Here is a 20,278-nt window from a genome sequence, read left to right on the forward strand (position 1 = left end):
GCCGAGACACGACGGCTCCCGGCAGTGATCACTTTTCCGGGTCGGAGCGGACGGCGCCATGGTGCAACGGCCCAACCAACCGCCGCTGATTTGTAGAGACCCCACAAAACTTTTTGGCTGTCAGTCGGCGGGTGCCGGATAGATGTCCCCTCTTCGCGATGAACGCCCCGACATCACCTTCGGCCCTTTTCACCCCGTTACTGCCACCCTGGGCGCCGGTCGCGCCGTCGCCGAGGGTGGCAGCCGTGGTGTCGACGCCGAAGCCGAACGCGCGGGGCGTCGCGTCCAACCCGCACAGCGAACGGCCCGCGCCCTGCACGGGCGCGGGCCGGACGGGGCGTTCGTCCTACTTGGACGGCTCGGGCAGCTTGCAGTCGACCTTGGGGTTGGCCCCGATGTAGTTCAGCGGTCCCGCCACGATCGTGACCAGGATCGTGCCCGCCTCGGCGCAGTTGGTGTCGTCGCCGCTGTAGTAGCCGCGCTGGCCGGCGGCGACCGCGCCGATCACCAGCCAGATAACGACGATGACTCCGAGTATCGAGGTGCCGCGCATCGCTGCCTCCTGAAGGAATTGTGGTGGAGCTGAGGTGCAGGCGTTGTACCCAATCGGGTCGCGCCGCTAACGGTGGGCGCGTCGTACCCCCGGCGCATCATCCGTCCGGCCGATGCCGGCATCGGCCGCCCGAACGACGTCTCCCCGCGTGGCTATCGGATCGCCGACCGACCCGGCCGCCGCGCGGGGCATCGGACGTAGAACTGCCTCACGGCCCGCCGAGGAGGACCCATGGACGTCCCGACACCGTCGCTCTACATCGACCGCCCCCAGGACGTCGCGGTCGCTGCCCGCGCGCTCGCCAAAGGCGCTGTCGTCGCGGTGGCGTTCGCCAACGTCTACGCCCTCGTCGCCCGCCCGGACCCGGCCACCGTACGGCGGGTCAACCTGGCCAAGGGTCGGGCCGTCGACCAGGTCGGCAGCATCACCACCGCGATCGGGCGTATCCCGGGGATGTTCGACTGGTCCCGCATCTCGCCGCGGCTGCCGGTCGGCCGGGTACGGGCCCTCATGGACGCCCTCTACGGGGCCGGGCCGTTCGGCTTCCGGGGTCCGGCCGCCGACCGGTTGCCCGAGCACCTCACGCAGGTCGACGGCGGACTGCGTACGGCCCAGGTCATCGCCCCCGGCCTCACCTGCCCGTCCAACACGTTCTTCGAGCAGGCGCTCGTCGAGACCGGCACCGACCACCTCTACATCACGTCGGCGAACCGGTCCCGGCACCACACCGGGGCCGCCGACGAGCCGGCCCACTGGAAGGCCCGCGCGCTCGCCGCCGACTTCGCCCACCTGCGCGACCTGGTGGTGCTCGCCCACCCGGACGAGGCCGTGGCCCGCGCCGCCTACCCGGGCTACCTGACCACCTCGGTGACCCTGCTCTCGTTCCACGCGCCGGTCGGCGAGCTGGAGGAGCCGCCGGTCCTGACCGTCGACCGGCACGGCTCGCTGCACGTCGACGACGTACGCCGGGCCGCCGTGCCGCTGGGCCTTCAGGTCCGCCTCGGCGCGACCGCCGCGCGGCGGCTACAGGCCCGGGGGTACGCGGGCGCGCTGGTGTGACCGGCCGGGTCAGTGCGGCGGCGCGGGGGACTCCGGCGGTTTGCCGCGGCTGCGGCGGTGGTCCGCGTAGGCGACCCCGGCCAGCACCAGCAGCGCCCCTGACGAGGCGACCAGCGGTGGCAGGTACATCGCCGCGGGCGCGATCGTCAGCAGCGCGAGAAGCCCACCGGGGCGTGACGGCGACACCCGACTGAACACCTCGTACTCGAACGAGGACCGGCCGAGCAGGAACAGCGCCGGGCCACCGAGGATCACCGCCACCCAGGCCGGCGGCGTATGACCCGGGTGGTCGTGCAGCACCAGGTCGAACCCGGCGGCCGTGGTCACCACCCCGGCGATCATCAGCAGGTGGGTGTACGGGGCGGTGAACAGGAACTTGCCCGGCGCGCCGGACATCTTGATGGCCGTCGGCAGCAGTTGGCCCGACTTGTGGACGTAGATCCGCCAGAGCAGCAGGGTGGTCGCGAACGCCACGGCGAACGACGCGATGTTCTGCGCCTCGGTGTGGTTGAGGTTGAACATCGTGCCGATGGTCAGGATGGCGTCGCCGAGCGCGATGATGAAGAACTGCTGGTACCGCTCGGAGAGGTGCTCGGCTGTGACGTTGCGCTGCCGCTCCGGCACCACACCGAGCCCCGGCACCGGGTACGCGAGCCGGAAGCCCGTGTAGTCGATGGCCAGCGCGACGGCCCAGCACGCCAGCCGGGCGTCACCGGCGACGAACCCGCCGATGATCCAGGGGATCGCCGACACGGCGAACCAGGTGAAGATGCGCAGCGCCCGGCGCTGGGTCTGCGGTTGGCGACGGACGGCCGGCATCAGGAACAGGCCGCGCCCCAGGTGGATGGCGACGTACGTGCCGGCGAAGACGAGACCGCGTGCGCCGAACGCCTCCGGGATCGCGGTGGTCATCAGCAGCGCGCCGAACATGACGGCGGAGATCAGCAGCTTGATCTCGGTCCGTTCCGGATCGTACAGGTCGGTGACGAGGGTGGTGATCGCCCACGTCCACCAGACGGCGGCCAACAGGATCAACGCCTGCCCGGCGCTGTGCCAGTCGAGCTGGTTGACCATGCCGCGCGAGATGAGCGCGAGCGCGACCACGTACACCAGGTCGAAGAAGAGTTCGAGCAGCGTCACCCGGCGGGGTGAATCCGGGTCGCGCACCGGTGGTCGCGTCCTACCCGGCCCGGGCTCCGGCGCGGAGAACTGCACGCTCGCTCCTGCGGTGCCGGTCGACTCGGCGGACCGTCCGGCCCACCTCGACCGACGCTAGCCAGCGGCCGACCCCGTCATCTCCGGATTCGTCCCCCGTCCCCCGACCGGGCGGTCGGCTCGCCGCGCGGGAACACGGCCGGCGTCCCCGCCTCCGCCGGGCGGGTCGGAACGGGCGAACCCCCGGCCGTCCGCGCGGACGACCGGGGGTTCACGGTGGTGCGTCAGCCCTGGTCGCCGCCGGGCAGGACGGCGCTCGCCTCGTCGCCGGCGCCGGCCAGCACCCGAGCCTGCTGGGGCCAGGTGGCCAGCGCGGGCGCGGCGCGCAGACCGGCGGTCCGGATCAGGTCGCGCAGCGCCGGCTCGTCCAGCTCGCCGAGCTGGCGGTAGGTGCGCACTCCGGCCGCCTGCAACGCGGCCGCCATCTTCGGACCCACCCCCTGGATCCGGCGGAAGTCGTCCGCCGTGGCCGCCGGGATCGGCGGGGCGTCGGTCGCGCGGACCGGCGGCGTGGCCCGCTCCGGCTCGGCCTCGTCGACGTCCGCCGTCGGCACGGCCGCCACGACCGCCGGGGTCGTGTCGGCCGGCGTCATCCCGGTGTACGCGCTGTCGGCGGGAACGGTGTCGTCCGACGTGGTCTCGGCCGGCGTGGTGTCGTCCGACGTGGTCTCGGCCGGCGTGGTGTCGGCCGGCGTGGTGTCGGCCGGCGTGGTCGCGGTTGCGGTGGTGCCGGCCGCGATCGGGTCGGCGTCGACCGGCTCGTCCGGCGTGGTGTCGACCGGTGTGGTGTCGATCGGCATGGTGCCGGCCGCTGCCGTGTCGGTCGGCTCTGCCATGGTGAGCTCGGACGACGGGGTGTCGGTGCTGTCGTCCAGCGGCTGGCGCGGGGCGACGACCGTCGCGGGGGCGGGCTGCTCGTCGACCGTGCCCGGCTCGTCGATCGCGTCGGTCCGCTCGGCGGCCGGAACGGGCGGCGGGGCTTCGGTGAGGGCCATGTCGCCGGGGTCGACGTCGTCCGGCGCGGAATCGTCCGGCGTGGTCACGGAGGCCGGCGCGGTCACGGTCGCGGGCGCGCTGACCGTGTCCACCGGGGTCGGCTCGTCGGCGACCGCCACGGGAGCGGGATCGATGGTCGCCGCCGGCCGGGCCTCGTCGGTCGTGGCCGGTGCCTCCGGGCTGGTGATGTCGGCCAGCCCCGCGACGGGATCACCGTCCACGATGGGCCGGGTGGTGGCCCCCGCGCCCTGCCGGCCGCGCAGCAACCATCCGGCGGCCAGGCCCAGCAGCACGGCCACGACCACTATCAGCGAGTGTCCGATAGACCACTCCACGGCGAACCTCCCTCTCACCTCGTCGAGAAAGTCACGAAAAAAACTCGCCGCAGCTTCGCACACGCGATCGGACGGCGACAGACAGGACCGGCGGTACGGCGCGCGCCGCCGACCACCACCTCGCGGGGTGCCTGACGGGTGACGCAGCGTCGCGCCGACACGTCCGCCGAGCGGAGCCGTCGTCGCGCCACGCCCGGCGTCGGCACCGCGACCGGTGCCCGCCGGGGACGACGCGACCCGGGTACGACGCTCCTACGTCGTACCCGGGTCAGTGGTGCCGCGGTCAGTCCTGGTCGCCCTCGTAGGTGTGGAAGTCGTCGACGAAACGGCGTCGCAGTGGAGGCACCCGGCTGGTCACTCCGAAGTAGCCTCGCGCGCCGAGCAACGCGAGACGGCCCACCACCGGCCGGTACATCCGGTCCTCGCCGCTGGTGCCGCTGCGGTGGAGCGATTCGGCGACCCGCGCGAAGCCGTACGGCACCATGGCGGCCTCGTAGTCCGCCACGGCCTGCACGAGCGTCTTGTCCCCGGCGGCGGCGCCGGTGAGGTGCTGGCAGAGCAGGCGGGCATCGCGCAGCGCCGTGTTCGCCCCCACCCCGCGTCCGGGCGTCATCGTGTGGATGGCGTCCCCGAGCAGGGTGACGGTGCTGCTCTTCCAGGGTGGCGTCGGCTCGGACGTGCTCACCCTGATCGGCAGGACACTGCCCGGATCGCTGATCCGCAACAGCTCCCGCAGGTCCGGGTGCCAGTTGGGGGTCAGGTCCAGCGCGACCCGCTTCAGGTCCTCGCCACGGCGTTGCAGGACGTCGGCCGGGAACCGGCGGGCCGTGCTCCAGATGATGAGGTTGATGTAGTCGGCGCTGGTGTGCTCCGACAGGCCGGACCAGGCCCGCAGCAGGGCGGCGTCGTCGTCGCCGACGCCGGGCTTGATCGTCCCGTCGGCGTCCCACTTGAACTCCATCACGTGCAGCACGCCCATCGTGCCGCCGGCGCCGAAGATCAGCGAGATGCCCCTGCCGACGCGCTCGGGCACGAGAGCGCGGGCCTGCGGGGTCAGCGGGATGCGCGTGGCGATGTTGATGGTTCCGGCGTCGCGGATGACCGCGTGCGGCAGGTACTGGCGGCGTACCGCCGAGTGCGTGCCGTCCGCCGCCACCAGCAGGTCGCCGGTGGCGCTGGTGCCGTCGGCGAAGTACGCGGTCACCGTGCCGTGGTCGCGCTGCTCGTACCGGACGAAGGTCTTGTCGAAGTGCACCACGTCGGCGAGGCCGGTCAGCAGCACCTGGCGCAGCACCATCCGGGCCACCGAGTGTTCGGTGCGCACGGGATCGACGGCCGGCCGCAGCTCGAACGACGCGGTCTCGCGCAGCCGCTGCGTGACGACGTTGAAGTAGCTCGGCGGGCGGGCGCAGGTGGCCAGGAACGTGGCGAACAACTGCGGTGGCAGGCAGTCGCGCAGCGCCCGGCTGCCGGTGGGACCGATGCCCACGCGGTAACCGAGCAGCCCTTCGCCGCTGTGCCGGTGCCGCTCGTAGACGGCGACGCTGATGCCGGCGCGGCGCAGCCCGTGCGCAAGGCACAGGCCGCCGGTGCCGGCACCGATGATCAGGACGTGCGGTCCGGTGGTGGACATGTCAGCCGGCCGGGTGAGGCGCCGCCGCGTCGGCCGCGTCCCAGCGGTAGAAGCACTCGGCGATGGCGTCCTTCGGGGAGCGCCAGGTCGACAGGTACGGCGAGGTGTGCGCGGCGAGCCGTTCGTTGACCTGCTGGAACAGCGGGTGGTTACGGGCGGCGGCGAGAGCGCCCGGATTCACGTCCGAGGTCTCGATGAGGTGCACGAACACGTCGTGCAGTCCGTACAGGGACCGGTGCGTGACGCCGGTCAGGCCGGGCAGCTCGGTGGCGTCGGACTCGGCGAAGATCTGGGCGACCCGCCCCTCCGCGCCCGGGATGATCCGGCTGACGATCAGTAGACGACTCATGGGACCCCTTCCGCCGGTGGCCGATCCCGACCCGCGGGCCGGTGGTCACGTGCTCGATGCGGTCACCGTGCCGCAGGCTGTGTCACGTCACCGTCACGTGCGCCGCCCGGCCGGTGACGGCCGTGCGGCGGCGCCCCGGCCGACGACTGCGGACGGGTGGCCGCCCGGATCGGGGCGAGCGTGTCGTCGAGCAGGGCGCTCATCGCCGGGCTGGGTTCCAGACGCAGCTCGCGGCGCAGCAGGTCGCGGTACACGTAGAAGGCGTGCACGGCCTCGAAGGCGTTGCCCTCGGCGAGGTGGATCCGCACCACCAGCCGGTGCGGCGTCTCGCGCAGCGGCTCGGCGGCCATCGCCTCCAACGCGGCCTCCAGCGCCTCGCCGTGCCGGCCGGCGGCGAGGTGCTGGGCGGACACCTGCTCCAGCATGTGCAGGCGCAGTTGCCGCAGCCGTTCCCGGTCCAGCAGCACCCAGTCGTCGTACCAGCCGGGGAGCAGGTCGTGCCGGCCGGCGGCGAGCGCTCCGGCAGTGGTCCGCGGATCGTCGCCGTTGCGGACGCGGGCGGCCGTCCCGACGAGGTCGTCCACGTCGAGGCGTACGGCCGGGGCGAGCCGGACCGTGTCGCCGGCCACGATCATGGGGCAGCACGGGTCCTGCCGTAGCCGCCACAGCGCGGTCCGCAGCGACGACAACGCCCGCTCCTCGGACACGTCGGGCCAGAGCAGCCCGGCGAGCTGGCTGCGGGTCGCGCCGGGGCGCAGCCCGATCAGCGCGATCACGCGTTGCAGCCCCCGTGGCACCACGATGTGCGCGGTGGCGTGCAGGAGGCGGAAGCCGCCGAGCAGGTGCAGCGCGAGGTCGCCCTCGCCGGGGCCTCCGGCGGTCGGCACGGACGGATCAGCGGCCACGGCGGCACCCCCTGCGGAACGCTCGTCCCGACTGTCTGCTGTGTCCCGGATCGGCTGCCCGCGTCGCCACCGTCGGCTCCGTCGATGGAACCCGACCACGGCTGTCCAGGCGCGGCACCACCCGCCGGAGCCGCCGGGCTGACCACCGTGAAGATTATCAATTACGGTCACGATGAGTCAACGTCCACGTTGGCGCTATCTCACCCATGAAATCGGTTCTGAACTGCTAAAACATCGATCCGTCGCGGCGCTTTGCACAAGGGACGCATAGCTCATACACAGATTGCGTCAACGCAGCGTCACCATTGGGCGTCGCCGGCCGTTCCCTCACGGTGACGCCGCCGTGACGACGACTGCCGCATCGTGGCGACAGTCGTCCAGCGTGTCCCGGGGCTCATCCGGCCGACCCGGACGCCGTGGGGGGAGGCCCAGCCATGGACCGATCGTTGATCATCGCGAAGGTCGTACCGACCGCCCAGGAGCAGGTCGCCGAAATCTTCGCCGAGTCGGACGCGACCGAGCTGCCGCACCTGGTCGGCGTCCGGCACCGCGCGCTGTACCGGCTGCACGACCTCTATGTGCACCTGCTGGAGACCGAGCATCCGGCGCAGCCGGCGGTGGAGGCCGCCCGGGGTCACCCCGAGTTCGTCCGGGTCAGCGACCGGCTCCGGCCGTACGTCTCGCCGTACCTGCCGACCTGGCGCTCCCCGCGCGACGCGATGGCGCGCTGCTTCTACCGGTACGACGCCCCGGACGCCGGAGGGCGCTCGTGACCGCCGCCGCGGGGCAGGAGGAGCAACTCTGGTCCCGCTGCGCCGGCTGCGCGAGCCTGCTCTACCGCAAGCGGCTGCGCCGCAACCTGGACGTCTGCCCCGAGTGCGGTGAGCACTCCCGGCTCGGCGCGCCGGAACGGCTGCGGCAGCTCGTCGACCCGGGCTCCCTGCGCCTGCTGCCCGACCGACTGCCCGAGGCGGACCCGCTGAACTTCGTCGACGTGCTGCCGTACCCGCACCGGCTCACCGCCGCCCGGGCCGCCACCGGCCTGCCCGAGGCTGTTCTCTGTGGCGTCGCCACCATCGGTGGGCACCCGGCCGCCCTGGCGGTGATGGACTTCCGCTTCCTCGGCGGCAGTCTCGGCGCGGCGGTGGGCGAGCTGATCACCCGCACCGCCGAGCGGGCGCTCGACGACCGGGTGCCGCTCATCCTGGTCACCGCGTCCGGCGGCGCGCGGATGCAGGAGGGCGCCCTGTCGCTGATGCAGATGGCCACGGTCAGCCAGGCGATCGCCGCGCTGCGCGAGGCGGGCCTGCTCACGGTCAGCGTGCTCACCGACCCGACCTACGGTGGCGTGGCGGCCTCCTTCGCCACCAACACCGACCTGGTGCTCGCCGAGAGCGGGGCCCGGATGGGGTTCGCCGGTCCGCGGGTGATCCGTCAGGTCACCGGTCGGGCCCTGCCGGAGGGGTTCCAGACCGCCGACTTCCTGCTGCGCCACGGGCAGGTCGACATGGTGGTGCAGCGTCGGTCGTTGCGCGGTCGGCTGGCGGCGCTGCTGGCCGCGGCCCGCGCCGGACGGCCGGCGCGGGCGCCCGTACCCCGGCAGGAGCCGGCGCGGCGTCACGAGCGCCTGGACGGCGCGGTCCCACCGGCGGCGGACGGCGGGCAGCGATCGCCGGTCGACGACGGCGCGCAGCCGGCGGCACGTGACGCGTGGGACACCGTGCGCACTGCGCGCCATCCGGGCCGACCCACCACCCTGGACTACCTGGACTCGGTCTTCGACGGGTTCGTCGAGCTGCACGGCGACCGGCTCGGCGGGGACTGTCCCGCCATCGTGGGCGGGATCGCCCGGTTGGCCGGACGGCACGTGGTGGTGGTCGGCCACCAGAAGGGACACACCACCGCCGACCTGGTCGCCCGCAACTTCGGCATGGCCAGCCCGGCCGGGCACCGCAAGGCGCTGCGACTGATGCGTCTCGCCGCACGACTCGGCCTGCCGGTGGTCACCCTCGTCGACACACCCGGCGCCGACCCGGGGATCAGCGCCGAGGAGCAGGGGCAGGCGGCGGCCATCGCGGAGAACATCCTCACCCTCACCGTGCTGCCCACTCCCGTCGTCACGGTGATCACCGGTGAGGGCGGCAGCGGCGGCGCGCTGGCCCTCGGCGTCGCCGACCGGGTGCTGATGCTCCAACACGCCGTCTACTCGGTGATCAGCCCGGAGGGCTGCGCCGCCATCCTCTGGCCGGACCGCTCCGCTGCCCCGAAGGCGGCCCGCGCGATGCGGCTGACCGCGCCCGACCTGTGTCGTCTCGGCGTCGTCGACGAGATCGTCCCCGAGCCGGCGACGGCCGCCCACGACGACCCGGCCGAGACCGCCCGGCGGCTGCGGGCCGCCCTGCTGGCCAACCTGCTGCCGCTGCTGGACGTGCCGCCCGCGATGCTGGTCCGCCTGCGACGGCAGCGCTTTCGGCGGTTCGGCGCCGCCCGCGTCGGCGCCCAGGCGGGTGCCCGATGACGGCCGGCGCCACGGTGTCCACCGCCGACGGTCCGAACGGCCGGGCGGACGTCGACGGGCGCCTCCCGGAGGACGGGCCCCCGGGGCCCGACACGGACGGCGAGGAGGTGTTGGCCGGACTCCGTCGACAGGCGCGGCACCTGCTCGCCGAGCTGGCCGGGCCGGTACGCCGGATCCGGCTGCGCAGCGGGGCGACCGTGCTCGAGATCGAGTGGCATCCGGACGAGGCGGCCGGCGGGTCGGACGTACCCCCGGCTCTGCCGTCGGCCGCCCCCACGCCGCCGCCGGCCGCGGCCGTGCCCGGCCCGCCGGCCGCGCTGATCCGCCCCCCGATTCCCGGGCGCGCCGCGATCCGGGCGCCGATCGTCGGCACGTTCTACCGCGCGTCGGAGCCGGGCGCGCGGCCGTTCGTCGCGGTCGGCGACCTGGTCCGCGCAGGCCAGCCGGTGGCGATCGTGGAGGCCATGAAGTTGATGAACGAGGTGAGCGCCGACCGGGCCGGCCGCGTCGTCGCGATCCTCGTCGAGGACGGTCAGCCGGTGGAGTACGACCAGCCGCTGGTCGAACTGGATCCGGCCTGACGGCGGGGGTGCCCATGTTCGAGACCGTGCTGATCGCCAACCGGGGCGAGATCGCCCTGCGGGTGCTGCGGGCCTGCCGGGAACTCGGCATCCGCACGGCGGTCGTCTACTCCGCCGCCGACGCGGACTCCGCGGCCGTGCGCCTCGCCGACCAGGCCGTCCGGATCGGACCCGCGTCCAGCCGGCGCAGCTACCTCAACGCCGCCGCCATCGTGGAGGCCGCCCGCCAGGTGGGTGCGCAGGCCGTGCACCCCGGATACGGGTTCCTCTCCGAGGACGCCGACTTCGCCGAGATCTGCGCGGACAACGGCCTGACGTTCATCGGCCCGCCGCCGGCGGTGATGGCGGCGCTGGCCGACAAGTCCTCGGCCCGGGCCCTGATGAGTCGGGCCGGACTGCCGCTGCCGGCGGGCAGCGTCGCGCCGGTGGCGACCGCCGCGGCGGCGGCCGAGGTCGCCGACGCCGTCGGCTACCCGGTGATCGTCAAGGCCGCCGCCGGGGGCGGCGGGCGCGGGATGACCGTGGTGCGTCGTCCCGCCGAGCTGGCCCGGGCCTACGCGCGGACGCGGGCCGCCGCGCAGGCCGCCTTCGGCGACGACCGGGTGTACGTCGAGCGCTATCTCACCGAGGCCCGGCACGTGGAGGTGCAGGTGCTCTGCGACGCCCACGGCAACGGCGTGCACCTGGGCACCCGCGACTGCTCGGTGCAGCGCCGCCACCAGAAACTCGTCGAGGAGGCCCCCGCCCCCGCGCTGTCCGCCGCGACGCTCGACGCCATCGCCGAGACCGCGCTGCGGGGTGCGCTGGAGGTCGGCTTCGTCGGCGCCGGCACGCTGGAGTTCCTGGTCGACGCCGAGGAACACTTCCACTTCCTCGAGATCAACTGTCGGATCCAGGTGGAGCACCCCGTCACCGAGATGGTCACCGGGATCGACCTGGTGCACGAGCAACTGCACATCGCGGCCGGCGTGCCGCTGCGGTGGCGGCAGGAGGAGATACGCCTGCGCGGCGTCTCCGTGGAGTGCCGCGTGAACACCGAGGACCCGTCGCGCGGCTTCGCCCCCACGCCCGGACGGCTGGAGCGGTTCACCCCGCCGGGCGGCCCGTTCACCCGGGTGGACACCCACGCCCGCGCCGGCTACCTGGTCGGCCCCTGGTACGACTCCCTGCTGGCCAAGGTCGTGGTCTGGGCGCCGGACCGGGAGTCGGCGCTCAACCGGCTGGAACGCGCCCTGGACGAGTTCGACATCGCCGGCCCGGGTGTGCACACCACCATCCCGTTCGTCCGGCGGGTGCTCGACGACGCCGGGTTCCGCAAGGGCCGGTACACCACCGGCCTCGTCGACCGCCTGCTCGCCGCGCCCGCGTCGCGGCCGGCGGCCACCCCCACACCCCGCGCCGCGCCCGTCGCGGAGCCCGACGTAACCCACAGGAGGACCCGATGACCGTCACCCATGGTCGCCCGATCACCGCCGAGATCACCGACATCCTGGTGGCGCACTGCGGCCTGGACGCCGAGACCGCGGCCCGCGCGCCCGCCGCGTCGCTGGAGGAACTGGGCATGGACTCGCTCGCCCTGCTGGAACTCTCCGCGGTCGTCGCCGACCGGTGGCAGGTCAGCATCGGCGAGGAGGCCGGGCAGCTCAGCATCGCGGCGGTGGCCGACCTGGTCGCCCGCCGTGCCGACCCACCCGGTCACACCGAGAACACCGTGGTCATCGACGCGCCGCTCGCGCTGGTGTGGGACGTCACCAACGACGTGGCGAACTGGACCGAGCTGTTCACCGAGTACGCCGTGGTGGAGATCCTGCACCGCGACGGGCACACCGTACGGTTCCGGCTCACGATGTACCCGGACGAGAACGGGGTGGCGTGGAGCTGGGTCAGCGAACGCACCGCCGACCCGGTGAGCCGCCAGGTGCGGGCGCACCGGGTGGAGACCGGGCCGTTCGAGTACATGCGGATCCACTGGCGCTACACCGAGGAGGCCGGTGGCACCCGGATGACCTGGACGCAGGACTTCGCCATGAAGCCGACCGCGCCCGTCGACAACGCCGCGATGACCGAGCGGATCAACACCAACAGCGTCATCCAACTCGCGGTCATCAAGGACCGGGTGGAGCGGATCGCCCGCGAACGCGCCGGCCAGGACGGCCCGGTTCCGGCGCAGGCCGGTCCCGTCGACGGCGACGCCCCGGCCCAGGCCGGCTCCGTCTCGCGGGAGGCCGGCGATGAGTGACCTGGACACCCGACTGATCGCGGCCTCGGACGTACCGGCCGACCGGCGACGCGGCGGCGAGCTGCGGGTGCTGTTGGGCCCCCGCACCGTCGGCAGCACCTCCGGCTTCCTCGGGGTGGCGACGCTCGCGCCGGGGGAGCGGATCGCCGAGCACTACCACCCCTACAGCGAGGAGTTCCTGTACGTGTCTCGCGGCGCGATCACGGTCGACCTGGACGACCAGCCCACCGAGGTGGCCGTCGGCGAGGCGCTGTTCGTACCGGTCAACGTGCGGCACCGGTTGCGCAACACCGGCACGGAGCCGGCCGAGGTGGTCTTCCACCTGGGTCCGCTCGCCCCGCGCCCGGAGTTGGGGCACGTCGACACCGAACTCGTCGAACAGCGGGGTGGATCATGACCCGTCGGACCGTGGTCACCGGTGTGGGCGTCGTCGCTCCCGGCGGCGCCAGCCGGGACCGGTTCTGGAAGACCATCACCGAGGGGCGTACGGCCACGCGGCGGATCAGCTTCTTCGACCCGTCGCCGTTCCGCTCGCAGATCGCCGCCGAGTGTGACTTCGACCCGGTCGCCGCCGGGCTCACCGACGCCGAGCGGCGACGCGCCGACCGGTACGTGCAGTTCGCGCTCGCCTGCTCCACCGAGGCCATCGCCGACGCCGGCCTGGTGCTCGACGACGCCGAGCGGGACCGCGCCGGGGTGGTGCTCGGCACCGCGGTGGGCGGCACGATGGCCCTGGAAGAGGAGTACGTGCGGGTCAGCGACCACGGTCGACGGTGGCTGGTCGACGCGGCGCTCGGCGGCCCGTACCTCTACCAGGCGCTGGTGCCCAGCAGCCTGGCCGCGGACGTGGCCTGCCGGCACGGCCTGCACGGCCCGGCGCAGGTCGTCTCCACCGGCTGCACGTCCGGCATCGACGCCATCGGCTACGCCCACCAGATGATCGTGGACGGCGAGGCGGACATCGTCCTGGCCGGCGCGGCCGACTCGCCCATCTCACCGGTCACCGTCGCCTCGTTCGACGCGATCAAGGCGACCAGCCCCGACAACGACGATCCGGCGCACGCCTCGCGCCCGTTCGACGCCGACCGGCACGGGTTCGTGCTGGCCGAGGGCGCGGCCGTACTCGTGCTCGAGGAGGCCGAGCACGCCCGACGGCGCGGCGCCCACGTCTACTGCGAGGTCGCCGGCTACGCCAGCCGCAGCAACGGCTACCACATGACCGGGCTGCGCCCCGACGGGCTGGAGATGGGCCTCGCCGTCAGCGACGCGCTGCGGCAGGGCCGGATCATCCCCGAGCAGGTCTCCTACATCAGCGCGCACGGCTCGGGCACCCGGCAAAACGACCGGCACGAGACCGCCGCGTTCAAGCGGGCGTTGGGCCAGGCCGCGTACCGGGTGCCGATCAGCTCCATCAAGTCGATGGTCGGGCACTCGCTCGGCGCGATCGGGTCGATCGAGATGGCCGCCTGCGCCCTCGCGATCGAGTTCGGTGTGGTGCCGCCGACGGCCAACTGGAGCACCCGCGACCCGGAGTGCGACCTGGACTACGTGCCCAACGAGGCGCGGGAGGTCCCGGTGAACGTGGCCCTGTCGGTGGGCAGCGGGTTCGGCGGCTTCCAGTCGGCGATGGTGTTCCGCCGGCTCCCGGCGGCGGCGTGAGCACCGCCCGGGCGGTCGTCACTGGCATCGGTGTGGTCGCGCCCAGCGGCGTCGGCGTGGACGCGCACTGGCGTACCGTGCTGGCCGGCACTCGCCGCACCGGACCGATCACGCTCTTCGACCCGGCGGGCTATCCCACCCGCCTCGGCGGCGAGGTGCCCGACTTCGCGGCCGGGTCGTACGCCGAGAGTCGGCAACTGGTGCAGACCGACAGGTGGACACACCTCGGCTTCGCCGCCACCCGCCTCGCGCTGGCCGACGCCGGGCTCCCCGAGCGGGCGCCCGACCCGTACGGCTACGCGGTGACCCTGGCCAGCTCGTCCGGGGGCAACCTGTTCGGCCAGCGGGAGCTGCAACGGCTGTGGGGCGGGGCGTCGCGCACCGTCGGCGCGTACCAGTCGATCGCCTGGTTCTACGCCGCGAGCGTCGGGCAGCTCTCCATCCACCACCAGTTCAAGGGGCCGAGCGGGGTCCTGGTCGCGGAGGCGGCCGGCGGGCTGGACAGCCTCGCGCACGCCGCCCGCGCGGTGCGCCGGGGCACGCCCGTGGTGATCGCCGGGGCGACCGAGTGTCCACTGAGCCCGTACGCCCTGGCCTGCCAGTTGCGCTCCGGGCTGCTCAGCGACGTCGCCGACCCGGAGCGGGCGTACCGGCCGTTCGACGCGACGGCCAGCGGCTACCTGCCGGCCGAGGGCGGCGCGGTGTTCGTGGTGGAGGAGCTGGGACACGCGGTGGCCCGGGGGGCCCGGATCTACGGCGAGGTCAGCGGCTGGGGGGCCACCCACGACGCCGCGCACACCACGGCCGACAGCGCGGGCGACCCGACCCAGTACGCGCGGGCGATGCGGCTGGCCCTGGACCGCGCCGGTGTCACCGCGGCCGGAATCGACGTGGTGCTGCCCGACGCACTCGGGGTGCCCCGCTACGACCGCAGCGAGGCCGCGGCGTTGCGCGCCGTGTTCGCCGACCGGCCGCCCCCGGTCACCACCCAGAAGCCGCTGACCGGCCGGGCACACCAGGGCGGCTCGGCGCTGGACGTGGCCACCGCCCTGCTCGCGTTCGCGCACGACACGCTGCCCGCCTCGGCCGGCCCCGACGAGGTCGCCGACGGGTGCGAGCTGGACTTCCTGCGCGAGCACCGCCGGCCGCGTAACCGCCTCGCGCTGGTCTGCGCGCGGGGCTTCGACGGATTCAACAGCGCGCTGGTCCTGCGGGGCGCCGCGCCGACGGAAGGAGAGACGCCGTGAGTGAACAGCGGGCCCGAGTGGTCTTCCTGGTCCGGGTGCCGACGCCGCGCACGGAGGCGTTCCTGGCCGCGTACGAACAGGTCCGGCACCTGGTCGCCGACGGCGTGCCGGGGCACCTGGTGGACCAGGTGTGCCGCTCGTCGACCGACCCGGAGCAGTGGCTGATCACCAGCGAGTGGGCGAGCCTCGCCGACTTCGAGAACTGGGAGCGCACCGAGGAGCACCGCGACCTGGTGCGCCCGATGCGGGAGTGCTTCACCGACGCCCGTTCGCTGCGCTTCCACATCCACGCCCAGACCCCGGAAGGGGCACGTCTCGCGGCCGCCGGAGGGCTTTGAGCCGCACCGGATCGCCGACGTGGGGGTGCCCGGACGCGCGGACACCCCCACGTCGGCGAATTGGAGTCGATCAGCGCGTAGGCTCCCAGGGTCATGAAGGTACTGATCTCCGTCGACATGGAGGGCGTCTCCGGGATCGTGCACCCCACCGAGACGAATCCCGATCGGTACGACTACGAGCGCGGTCGGACCCTGATGACCGCCGAGGCGAACGCGGTTGTCGCCGGCGTTCTCGATGCCGCGCCTGACGCCGTGGTGTGGGTCGCCGACGCGCACGGGTCGTTCCGCAACATCCTGCCGGAGGACCTCGACCGCCGGGCTCACCTCGTGCGCGGCAAGCCCCGCCCGCTGGGCATGCTGGCCGGGCTGGACGAGCACACGGATGCCGTCATGTTCATCGGTTACCACGCTCGGGCCGGTGCCGGTCCGGCCGTGTTGGCCCACACGATGAGTGACGCGATCCTCGACGTACGCGTCGTGGGGCGGTCGCTGGGCGAGATCGGTCTCAACGCCGCGATGGCGGGACATGTGCAGGCGCCGGTGGTTCTGCTCAGCGGGGACGACGCCGCCTGCGCCGAGTTCGGTGAGCTGGTGCCCTCGGCGGTCACGGTCGCCGTCAAGCAGACCCTGGGCCAGGCCGCCGCCGTGGCCCTGCACCCGCGGGAGGCGCGCGAGCGGCTGCGTCGCGCTGCCGCCGATGCCATCACCCGACGCGCCTCGATTCCCCCGTGGACGATGACCGGGCCGTTGGACGTCGAGGTCGACCTGTACGGCCCCTACATGGTCGACCTCGCCGTCCTGGTGCCGGGTGTGGCCCGGGTCGGCGGCGGCCGGACGGTCGCCTTCCGTGCCGCCGACGCCGCCGAGGCGTACCGGCTCGTCCAGCTGCTCGTCCAACTCGCCAGCATCAAACCGGGCTGACGCGGGAAGCGCCCGACATCGGCCACGGAGACTCAGTCGAGTGGCCAACTCGTCAGTTTCAGCGGATTGAGCATCAGCCACACGTTCGTGACACGTCCGGCGCTGACGTCAAAGGTGGCCATCCCATATCGACGCTCCCCATCCCTCAGAATGTATCCGAGACCGTCGGCCGTGTCTCGTCGCTCAAAACGGAGGGCGGGTTGCTTGCGCATCACTCCCATGAGCCACCGCGCTACATGGTCCGAACCGCGGACGGCCTGACGGGCGGCATTGACGAATCCGCCGCCATCCACCCGCAGTTCGACATCTGGGGCCAATACGCGCAACAGTTCTTCGATGTTCCCTCCAACCGTTGCGTCGCGGAATGCCCGAACAACGTCATCATGCTGTCGCGGAGAAACGTGCGTTCGCCTTCCCCCTCGAACGTGCTGACGTGCGGACGTCGCCAATTGCCGTACGGCACCCGGTGAGCGGCCCACCACACCAGCAATCTCGCCGAACGGCACGCCGAACACATCATGCAGTACGAACGTCACTCGCTCCGCTGGGGTCATGGATTCGAGGACCGTGAGCAAAGCCATGCTGACGGTTTCATCGAGGGAAACGTGATCGAGCGGATCGGCGGCGATATGACGGGAGCTCGTTGGCCCCTTCGCCGCATCCGCAAAAAGGTCAGATGGAACCGGCTCCGGTAGCCACTGTCCGACGTACGTCTCCCGTCGTGCCCGCGCGGAGCCCAGCATGTCGAGTGAGATTCGGCTCGCAACTCGCATCAACCACGCAGCGGGTGTGGCAATCGCTTCTCGTTCCTCGGCATCGAGGCGGTACCACCTGACATACGTCTCCTGCACGACATCTTCAGCGTCGGCCAGGGTACCCATCATGCGAAACGCCAGCGACATCAAGTGGCGTCGTTCGGCGGCGACGGAATCGAAAGCCTGCGATTCATCGCGCTCGGCTCCTCCAGCCCTTGCGGATTCGACAGGAAGATCCTCGGACATCAGGCGCCCTTTTCAGACGATGGGGATCCCTGAAATGGGGTACCGCACAGTGCCCACCCGGTGAGCGCCACGTGGAACCAGGGCATCAGGTGCCCCTTCCGCGTCCACGGTCACAACCTCGCGGTCGTCTCCGCGATTAGCCAGCGTGGCTCGGAAGAGGTCATCGTGGTAGAAGCGGTCGGGCCCGGCGATCTCGACCTCGCTTCCCGGCTCCAATGTCGTGGCAGCCTCGGCGAGCAGCTCGATGACCTCGTCCAGCTCGACGGGCTGGATGAACGACCGGGGAGCGACGACCTTGCCGTCCACCGTGTGCTGGTCAATGAGGACGGGAATGTAGCTCTGGAACTGAGTGGCTCGGATGATGGTTGCGGGAATCGAGCCGGATCGTGCGGCCTTCTCCTGGGCTACCTTGCCGAGGTAGTACCCGACCTCAGACGCGTCTCCCTGTCCGACGCCGACGATGGAGAGCAGGACGTGACGACGCACACCTGCCCGCTTGCCCTCCGCGTCCAGATTGTTGATCGATCCCTCGAAGAACGAAATTGCCCCCTCCGCGTCAAATCGGGGGGTGTTCAGGACGTTCACGATGGTGTCGACCCCGACGAGGGCCTCGGCGAGCCCTTGGCCAGAGATCACGTCGATCCCGTCATCGAGTCCTCCCGAGACCACCTCGACGCCTCTGGCCTCCAGCTTGTCGGCAAGGGGGGAGCCGACACGGCCGCGCCCACCAGCGATGAAAACCTTCACTTTGCACTCCGTTCCGGGCCACCGGTCGCCGCCCTCACCAATATGACGACGCAGGCCACGTATATGTCAGGCTTTGCGGCGAGTTTTCTCCCGGAGCCCTCAGCCATGGCGACCGGCGGACAAACCGGGGTGGGCCTCACCGGTGAATGCGGGCCGCGGGAAGGGCGATGGCGCCCGCCTTGGACGGTGCGGCTCCGCGGCCGCCGGCGTGGCCCGGCGGGCCGACCTCACCGGCCTGACCCGTCCGTGATCGACTCGGGATCCCGAAAACGGCGGTATCCGACCGACTGGGATGCCCCGGCTTGCAGGAAGCCGAGTCGATCATGACTTGGAGCGGTATGCGGCAATCGGTCCGGGCGCTCAACTTGATCTAGCCATTTGCATCTAGCGATGCCCAGCGCGGCTGTCGTAGGGTTCCGGCAGCACCTCGAAAGATGCCAGAAATTGGCTCCTATGCCCTACTTTGCGCTGCGCGTCGAATGGTGGGGGCAATGCATCATTTCGCCGAAAACCTTACGGTAGATGACCCTGGCTGGGTGGACGAAGTCCTGTTCGCCGGCCGTCCGACCGATGTTTGTCTCCGCCTGCCGGAACCGATCGACCGGGCCACCCTGCACCGGTTGGTGACCGCCGCGCAGGACCGGCTGACCGCCGCCGGACTGCGTTCCGGTGGCGCCGCCGCGCTGCGATTGCCACCGTCGCTGGCGTACGTCGTCAACCTGCTCGCCACCTGGCGGGCGGGCGCGCAGGCCATCCTGCTCGACCACCGGCTGACCGACCACGAGGTGGACCGGGCGCTGACCCGGCTCACCCCGCAGGTGGTCGTCGCGCCGCTGCGGACCGGCGGCGGCGCGTTGAAGGTGTTCGTCGACGTCACCGAGAGCGTCACCCGGTACGCCGACCGCCCGGCGGTCAGCGGCCATGCCGTCATCCAGCTCAGCTCCGGCTCCACCGGCCCGTCCAAGGTGATCGGCCGTACCGCCGCCGACCTGGTCGCCGAGGTGCGCCGCTACACCCGGATCGACGGCGTGGCGCTGCCCGGCGAGCGGATCATCCTGCTGCCCTCCATGGTGCACGTCCTCGGCCTGGTCGGGGGCCTGCTCTACGGGCTGCACGCCGGCGTGGAGCTGGTGCCGCCGCAGCGGCTCAGCGGCGACGCCGTGCTGGCCGCGATCGCCGCCGGGACCACGCCGGCCACGGTGCTGGGCGTGCCGTTCCACATTGGTCTGCTCGCCTCCAGCCGGCCGACCGGCGCGCTTCCGCAGTTCCGGCGGATGACCACCGGCGGCGAGCTGGTCCCGGCCGCGGTGGTCCGGGCGTTCACCGACCGGTACGGGGTGCCGCTGGGCAACATGTACGGCATGACCGAGGTCGGGGTCATCGGCACCGACCTGCACGGCGCGCACCGCCCCTCGATCGCCCCCGCCCCCGGCATCGAGGTCCGCGAGTACGGCGGTGAGCTGTGGGTGTCCTGCCCGGCGTCGCCGTACGTCGGGCTGAGCGACCCCACCCGCTGGGCCGACGGCTGGCTGCACACCCGCGACGCCGGCGCCGTCGACTCGGAAACGGGCCTGGTCACCGTGCGCGGCCGCCTCGACTCGCAGGTCTCCGTGGGCGGGATGAAGGTCGATCTCACCGAGGTGGAGGCGACCGTCGGCGAGCTGCCCGGCGTGGCTGCCGCCGTGGTGGTGTGGGACGACGGCATCACCGCCTACGTCCAGCCCGACGGCCCGCTGTCCGAGGAGGTCCTGGACAAGCTCCTCGTCGAACGGTTGGCCGGTTACAAACGTCCCCGGGTGCTGCGCCTGCTCGACGCGTTGCCCCGCACCACCACCGGCAAGCTGGTCCGCTCGACGGACGCGCTGCGCTCGGCGGTGACATCGTGACCGGCCCGCTGCGTCACCTCGACGTCGACACGTACCCCGAGCGCCAGGGCCTCGCTGCCCACCACCCCGAGCGTCGCCGCAGCCGCGCGCGGCAAC

General features: G+C 72.5%; 20 protein-coding genes. 12 read left to right on the forward strand and 8 right to left on the reverse strand.

Annotated features, from left to right (window positions below):
• Positions 1 to 346 precede the first annotated feature (346 nt).
• Entirely contained in the window at positions 347 to 553 is a 207-nt protein-coding gene (locus ACTFTM_RS15670) for a hypothetical protein (protein ID WP_306271566.1), read from the reverse strand.
• A gap of 231 nt (positions 554 to 784) precedes the next feature.
• Here ACTFTM_RS15670 and ACTFTM_RS15675 point away from each other — a divergent pair, with 231 nt between their 5' ends.
• Positions 785 to 1,612 (forward strand): hypothetical protein, encoded by an 828-nt coding sequence (locus tag ACTFTM_RS15675; protein WP_449561221.1) that lies wholly within the window; start codon positions 785 to 787, stop codon positions 1,610 to 1,612.
• 9 nt (positions 1,613 to 1,621) lie between these two features.
• Here the strand turns inward: ACTFTM_RS15675 and ACTFTM_RS15680 are convergent, their stop codons facing one another.
• The 5 genes from ACTFTM_RS15680 to ACTFTM_RS15700 form a co-directional block, all read right to left on the reverse strand.
• Positions 1,622 to 2,827, reverse strand: a complete 1,206-nt coding sequence (locus tag ACTFTM_RS15680) for a low temperature requirement protein A (RefSeq protein WP_449561222.1) — start codon at positions 2,825 to 2,827, stop codon at positions 1,622 to 1,624.
• Between the two features lie 224 nt (positions 2,828 to 3,051).
• Positions 3,052 to 4,158 carry a hypothetical protein gene (locus tag ACTFTM_RS15685; protein ID WP_449561223.1) on the reverse strand — a complete coding sequence of 369 codons (1,107 nt, stop codon included), beginning with the start codon at positions 4,156 to 4,158 and terminating at the stop codon, positions 3,052 to 3,054.
• 283 nt (positions 4,159 to 4,441) lie between these two features.
• Complete coding sequence (locus ACTFTM_RS15690) at positions 4,442 to 5,791, reverse strand: FAD-dependent oxidoreductase (RefSeq protein ID WP_449561224.1); 1,350 nt, start codon at positions 5,789 to 5,791, stop codon at positions 4,442 to 4,444.
• Position 5,792: 1 nt separating this feature from the next.
• A complete protein-coding gene (locus ACTFTM_RS15695; protein WP_421470912.1) occupies positions 5,793 to 6,140 on the reverse strand; it encodes a TcmI family type II polyketide cyclase in 348 nt (115 codons plus the stop codon).
• A gap of 62 nt (positions 6,141 to 6,202) precedes the next feature.
• Positions 6,203 to 7,045: an AfsR/SARP family transcriptional regulator gene (locus ACTFTM_RS15700; RefSeq protein WP_449561225.1), complete on the reverse strand. Its 843-nt coding sequence runs from the start codon at positions 7,043 to 7,045 to the stop codon at positions 6,203 to 6,205.
• Positions 7,046 to 7,479: 434 nt separating this feature from the next.
• Between ACTFTM_RS15700 and ACTFTM_RS15705 the strand changes: the two genes are divergently transcribed.
• From ACTFTM_RS15705 to ACTFTM_RS15750, 10 genes are all read left to right on the forward strand, one after another.
• On the forward strand, positions 7,480 to 7,818 hold the full coding sequence (locus ACTFTM_RS15705) for a TcmI family type II polyketide cyclase (protein WP_449561226.1): 339 nt from the start codon (positions 7,480 to 7,482) through the stop codon (positions 7,816 to 7,818).
• Positions 7,815 to 9,563, forward strand: a complete 1,749-nt coding sequence (locus ACTFTM_RS15710) for an acetyl-CoA carboxylase carboxyltransferase subunit alpha (protein ID WP_449561227.1) — start codon at positions 7,815 to 7,817, stop codon at positions 9,561 to 9,563. The genes ACTFTM_RS15705 and ACTFTM_RS15710 overlap by 4 nt, the downstream gene beginning before the upstream one ends.
• Positions 9,560 to 10,144, forward strand: a complete 585-nt coding sequence (gene accB, locus ACTFTM_RS15715) for an acetyl-CoA carboxylase biotin carboxyl carrier protein (RefSeq protein WP_449561228.1) — start codon at positions 9,560 to 9,562, stop codon at positions 10,142 to 10,144. Before ACTFTM_RS15710 ends, accB begins: the two co-directional genes overlap by 4 nt.
• Before the next feature lie 14 nt (positions 10,145 to 10,158).
• Positions 10,159 to 11,589 (forward strand): acetyl-CoA carboxylase biotin carboxylase subunit, encoded by a 1,431-nt coding sequence (locus ACTFTM_RS15720; RefSeq protein WP_449561229.1) that lies wholly within the window; start codon positions 10,159 to 10,161, stop codon positions 11,587 to 11,589.
• A complete protein-coding gene (locus ACTFTM_RS15725; protein ID WP_449561230.1) occupies positions 11,586 to 12,383 on the forward strand; it encodes an SRPBCC family protein in 798 nt (265 codons plus the stop codon). The genes ACTFTM_RS15720 and ACTFTM_RS15725 overlap by 4 nt, the downstream gene beginning before the upstream one ends.
• Positions 12,376 to 12,780 (forward strand): cupin domain-containing protein, encoded by a 405-nt coding sequence (locus tag ACTFTM_RS15730; RefSeq protein WP_449561231.1) that lies wholly within the window; start codon positions 12,376 to 12,378, stop codon positions 12,778 to 12,780. The genes ACTFTM_RS15725 and ACTFTM_RS15730 overlap by 8 nt, the downstream gene beginning before the upstream one ends.
• Complete coding sequence (locus ACTFTM_RS15735; RefSeq protein WP_449561232.1) at positions 12,777 to 14,042, forward strand: beta-ketoacyl-[acyl-carrier-protein] synthase family protein; 1,266 nt, start codon at positions 12,777 to 12,779, stop codon at positions 14,040 to 14,042. Before ACTFTM_RS15730 ends, ACTFTM_RS15735 begins: the two co-directional genes overlap by 4 nt.
• Positions 14,039 to 15,289, forward strand: coding sequence for a beta-ketoacyl synthase N-terminal-like domain-containing protein (locus tag ACTFTM_RS15740; RefSeq protein WP_449561233.1), 1,251 nt, complete (start codon positions 14,039 to 14,041; stop codon positions 15,287 to 15,289). Before ACTFTM_RS15735 ends, ACTFTM_RS15740 begins: the two co-directional genes overlap by 4 nt.
• Positions 15,286 to 15,627, forward strand: coding sequence for an antibiotic biosynthesis monooxygenase family protein (locus ACTFTM_RS15745; protein WP_449561234.1), 342 nt, complete (start codon positions 15,286 to 15,288; stop codon positions 15,625 to 15,627). Before ACTFTM_RS15740 ends, ACTFTM_RS15745 begins: the two co-directional genes overlap by 4 nt.
• 93 nt (positions 15,628 to 15,720) lie before the next feature.
• Entirely contained in the window at positions 15,721 to 16,548 is an 828-nt protein-coding gene (locus ACTFTM_RS15750) for a M55 family metallopeptidase (RefSeq protein ID WP_449561235.1), read from the forward strand.
• Positions 16,549 to 16,580: 32 nt separating this feature from the next.
• On the opposite strand, the gene sigJ is transcribed toward ACTFTM_RS15750, so the two are convergent.
• On the reverse strand, positions 16,581 to 17,549 hold the full coding sequence (gene sigJ / locus ACTFTM_RS15755) for an RNA polymerase sigma factor SigJ (protein WP_449561236.1): 969 nt from the start codon (positions 17,547 to 17,549) through the stop codon (positions 16,581 to 16,583).
• Positions 17,550 to 17,561: 12 nt separating this feature from the next.
• Positions 17,562 to 18,296, reverse strand: a complete 735-nt coding sequence (locus tag ACTFTM_RS15760; protein WP_449561237.1) for an SDR family oxidoreductase — start codon at positions 18,294 to 18,296, stop codon at positions 17,562 to 17,564.
• 491 nt (positions 18,297 to 18,787) lie between these two features.
• Between ACTFTM_RS15760 and ACTFTM_RS15765 the strand changes: the two genes are divergently transcribed.
• Complete coding sequence (locus ACTFTM_RS15765) at positions 18,788 to 20,182, forward strand: class I adenylate-forming enzyme family protein (protein WP_449561238.1); 1,395 nt, start codon at positions 18,788 to 18,790, stop codon at positions 20,180 to 20,182.
• The last annotated feature ends 96 nt before the right edge of the window (positions 20,183 to 20,278 follow it).

The organism is Micromonospora sp. RB23 (assembly GCF_053585025.1).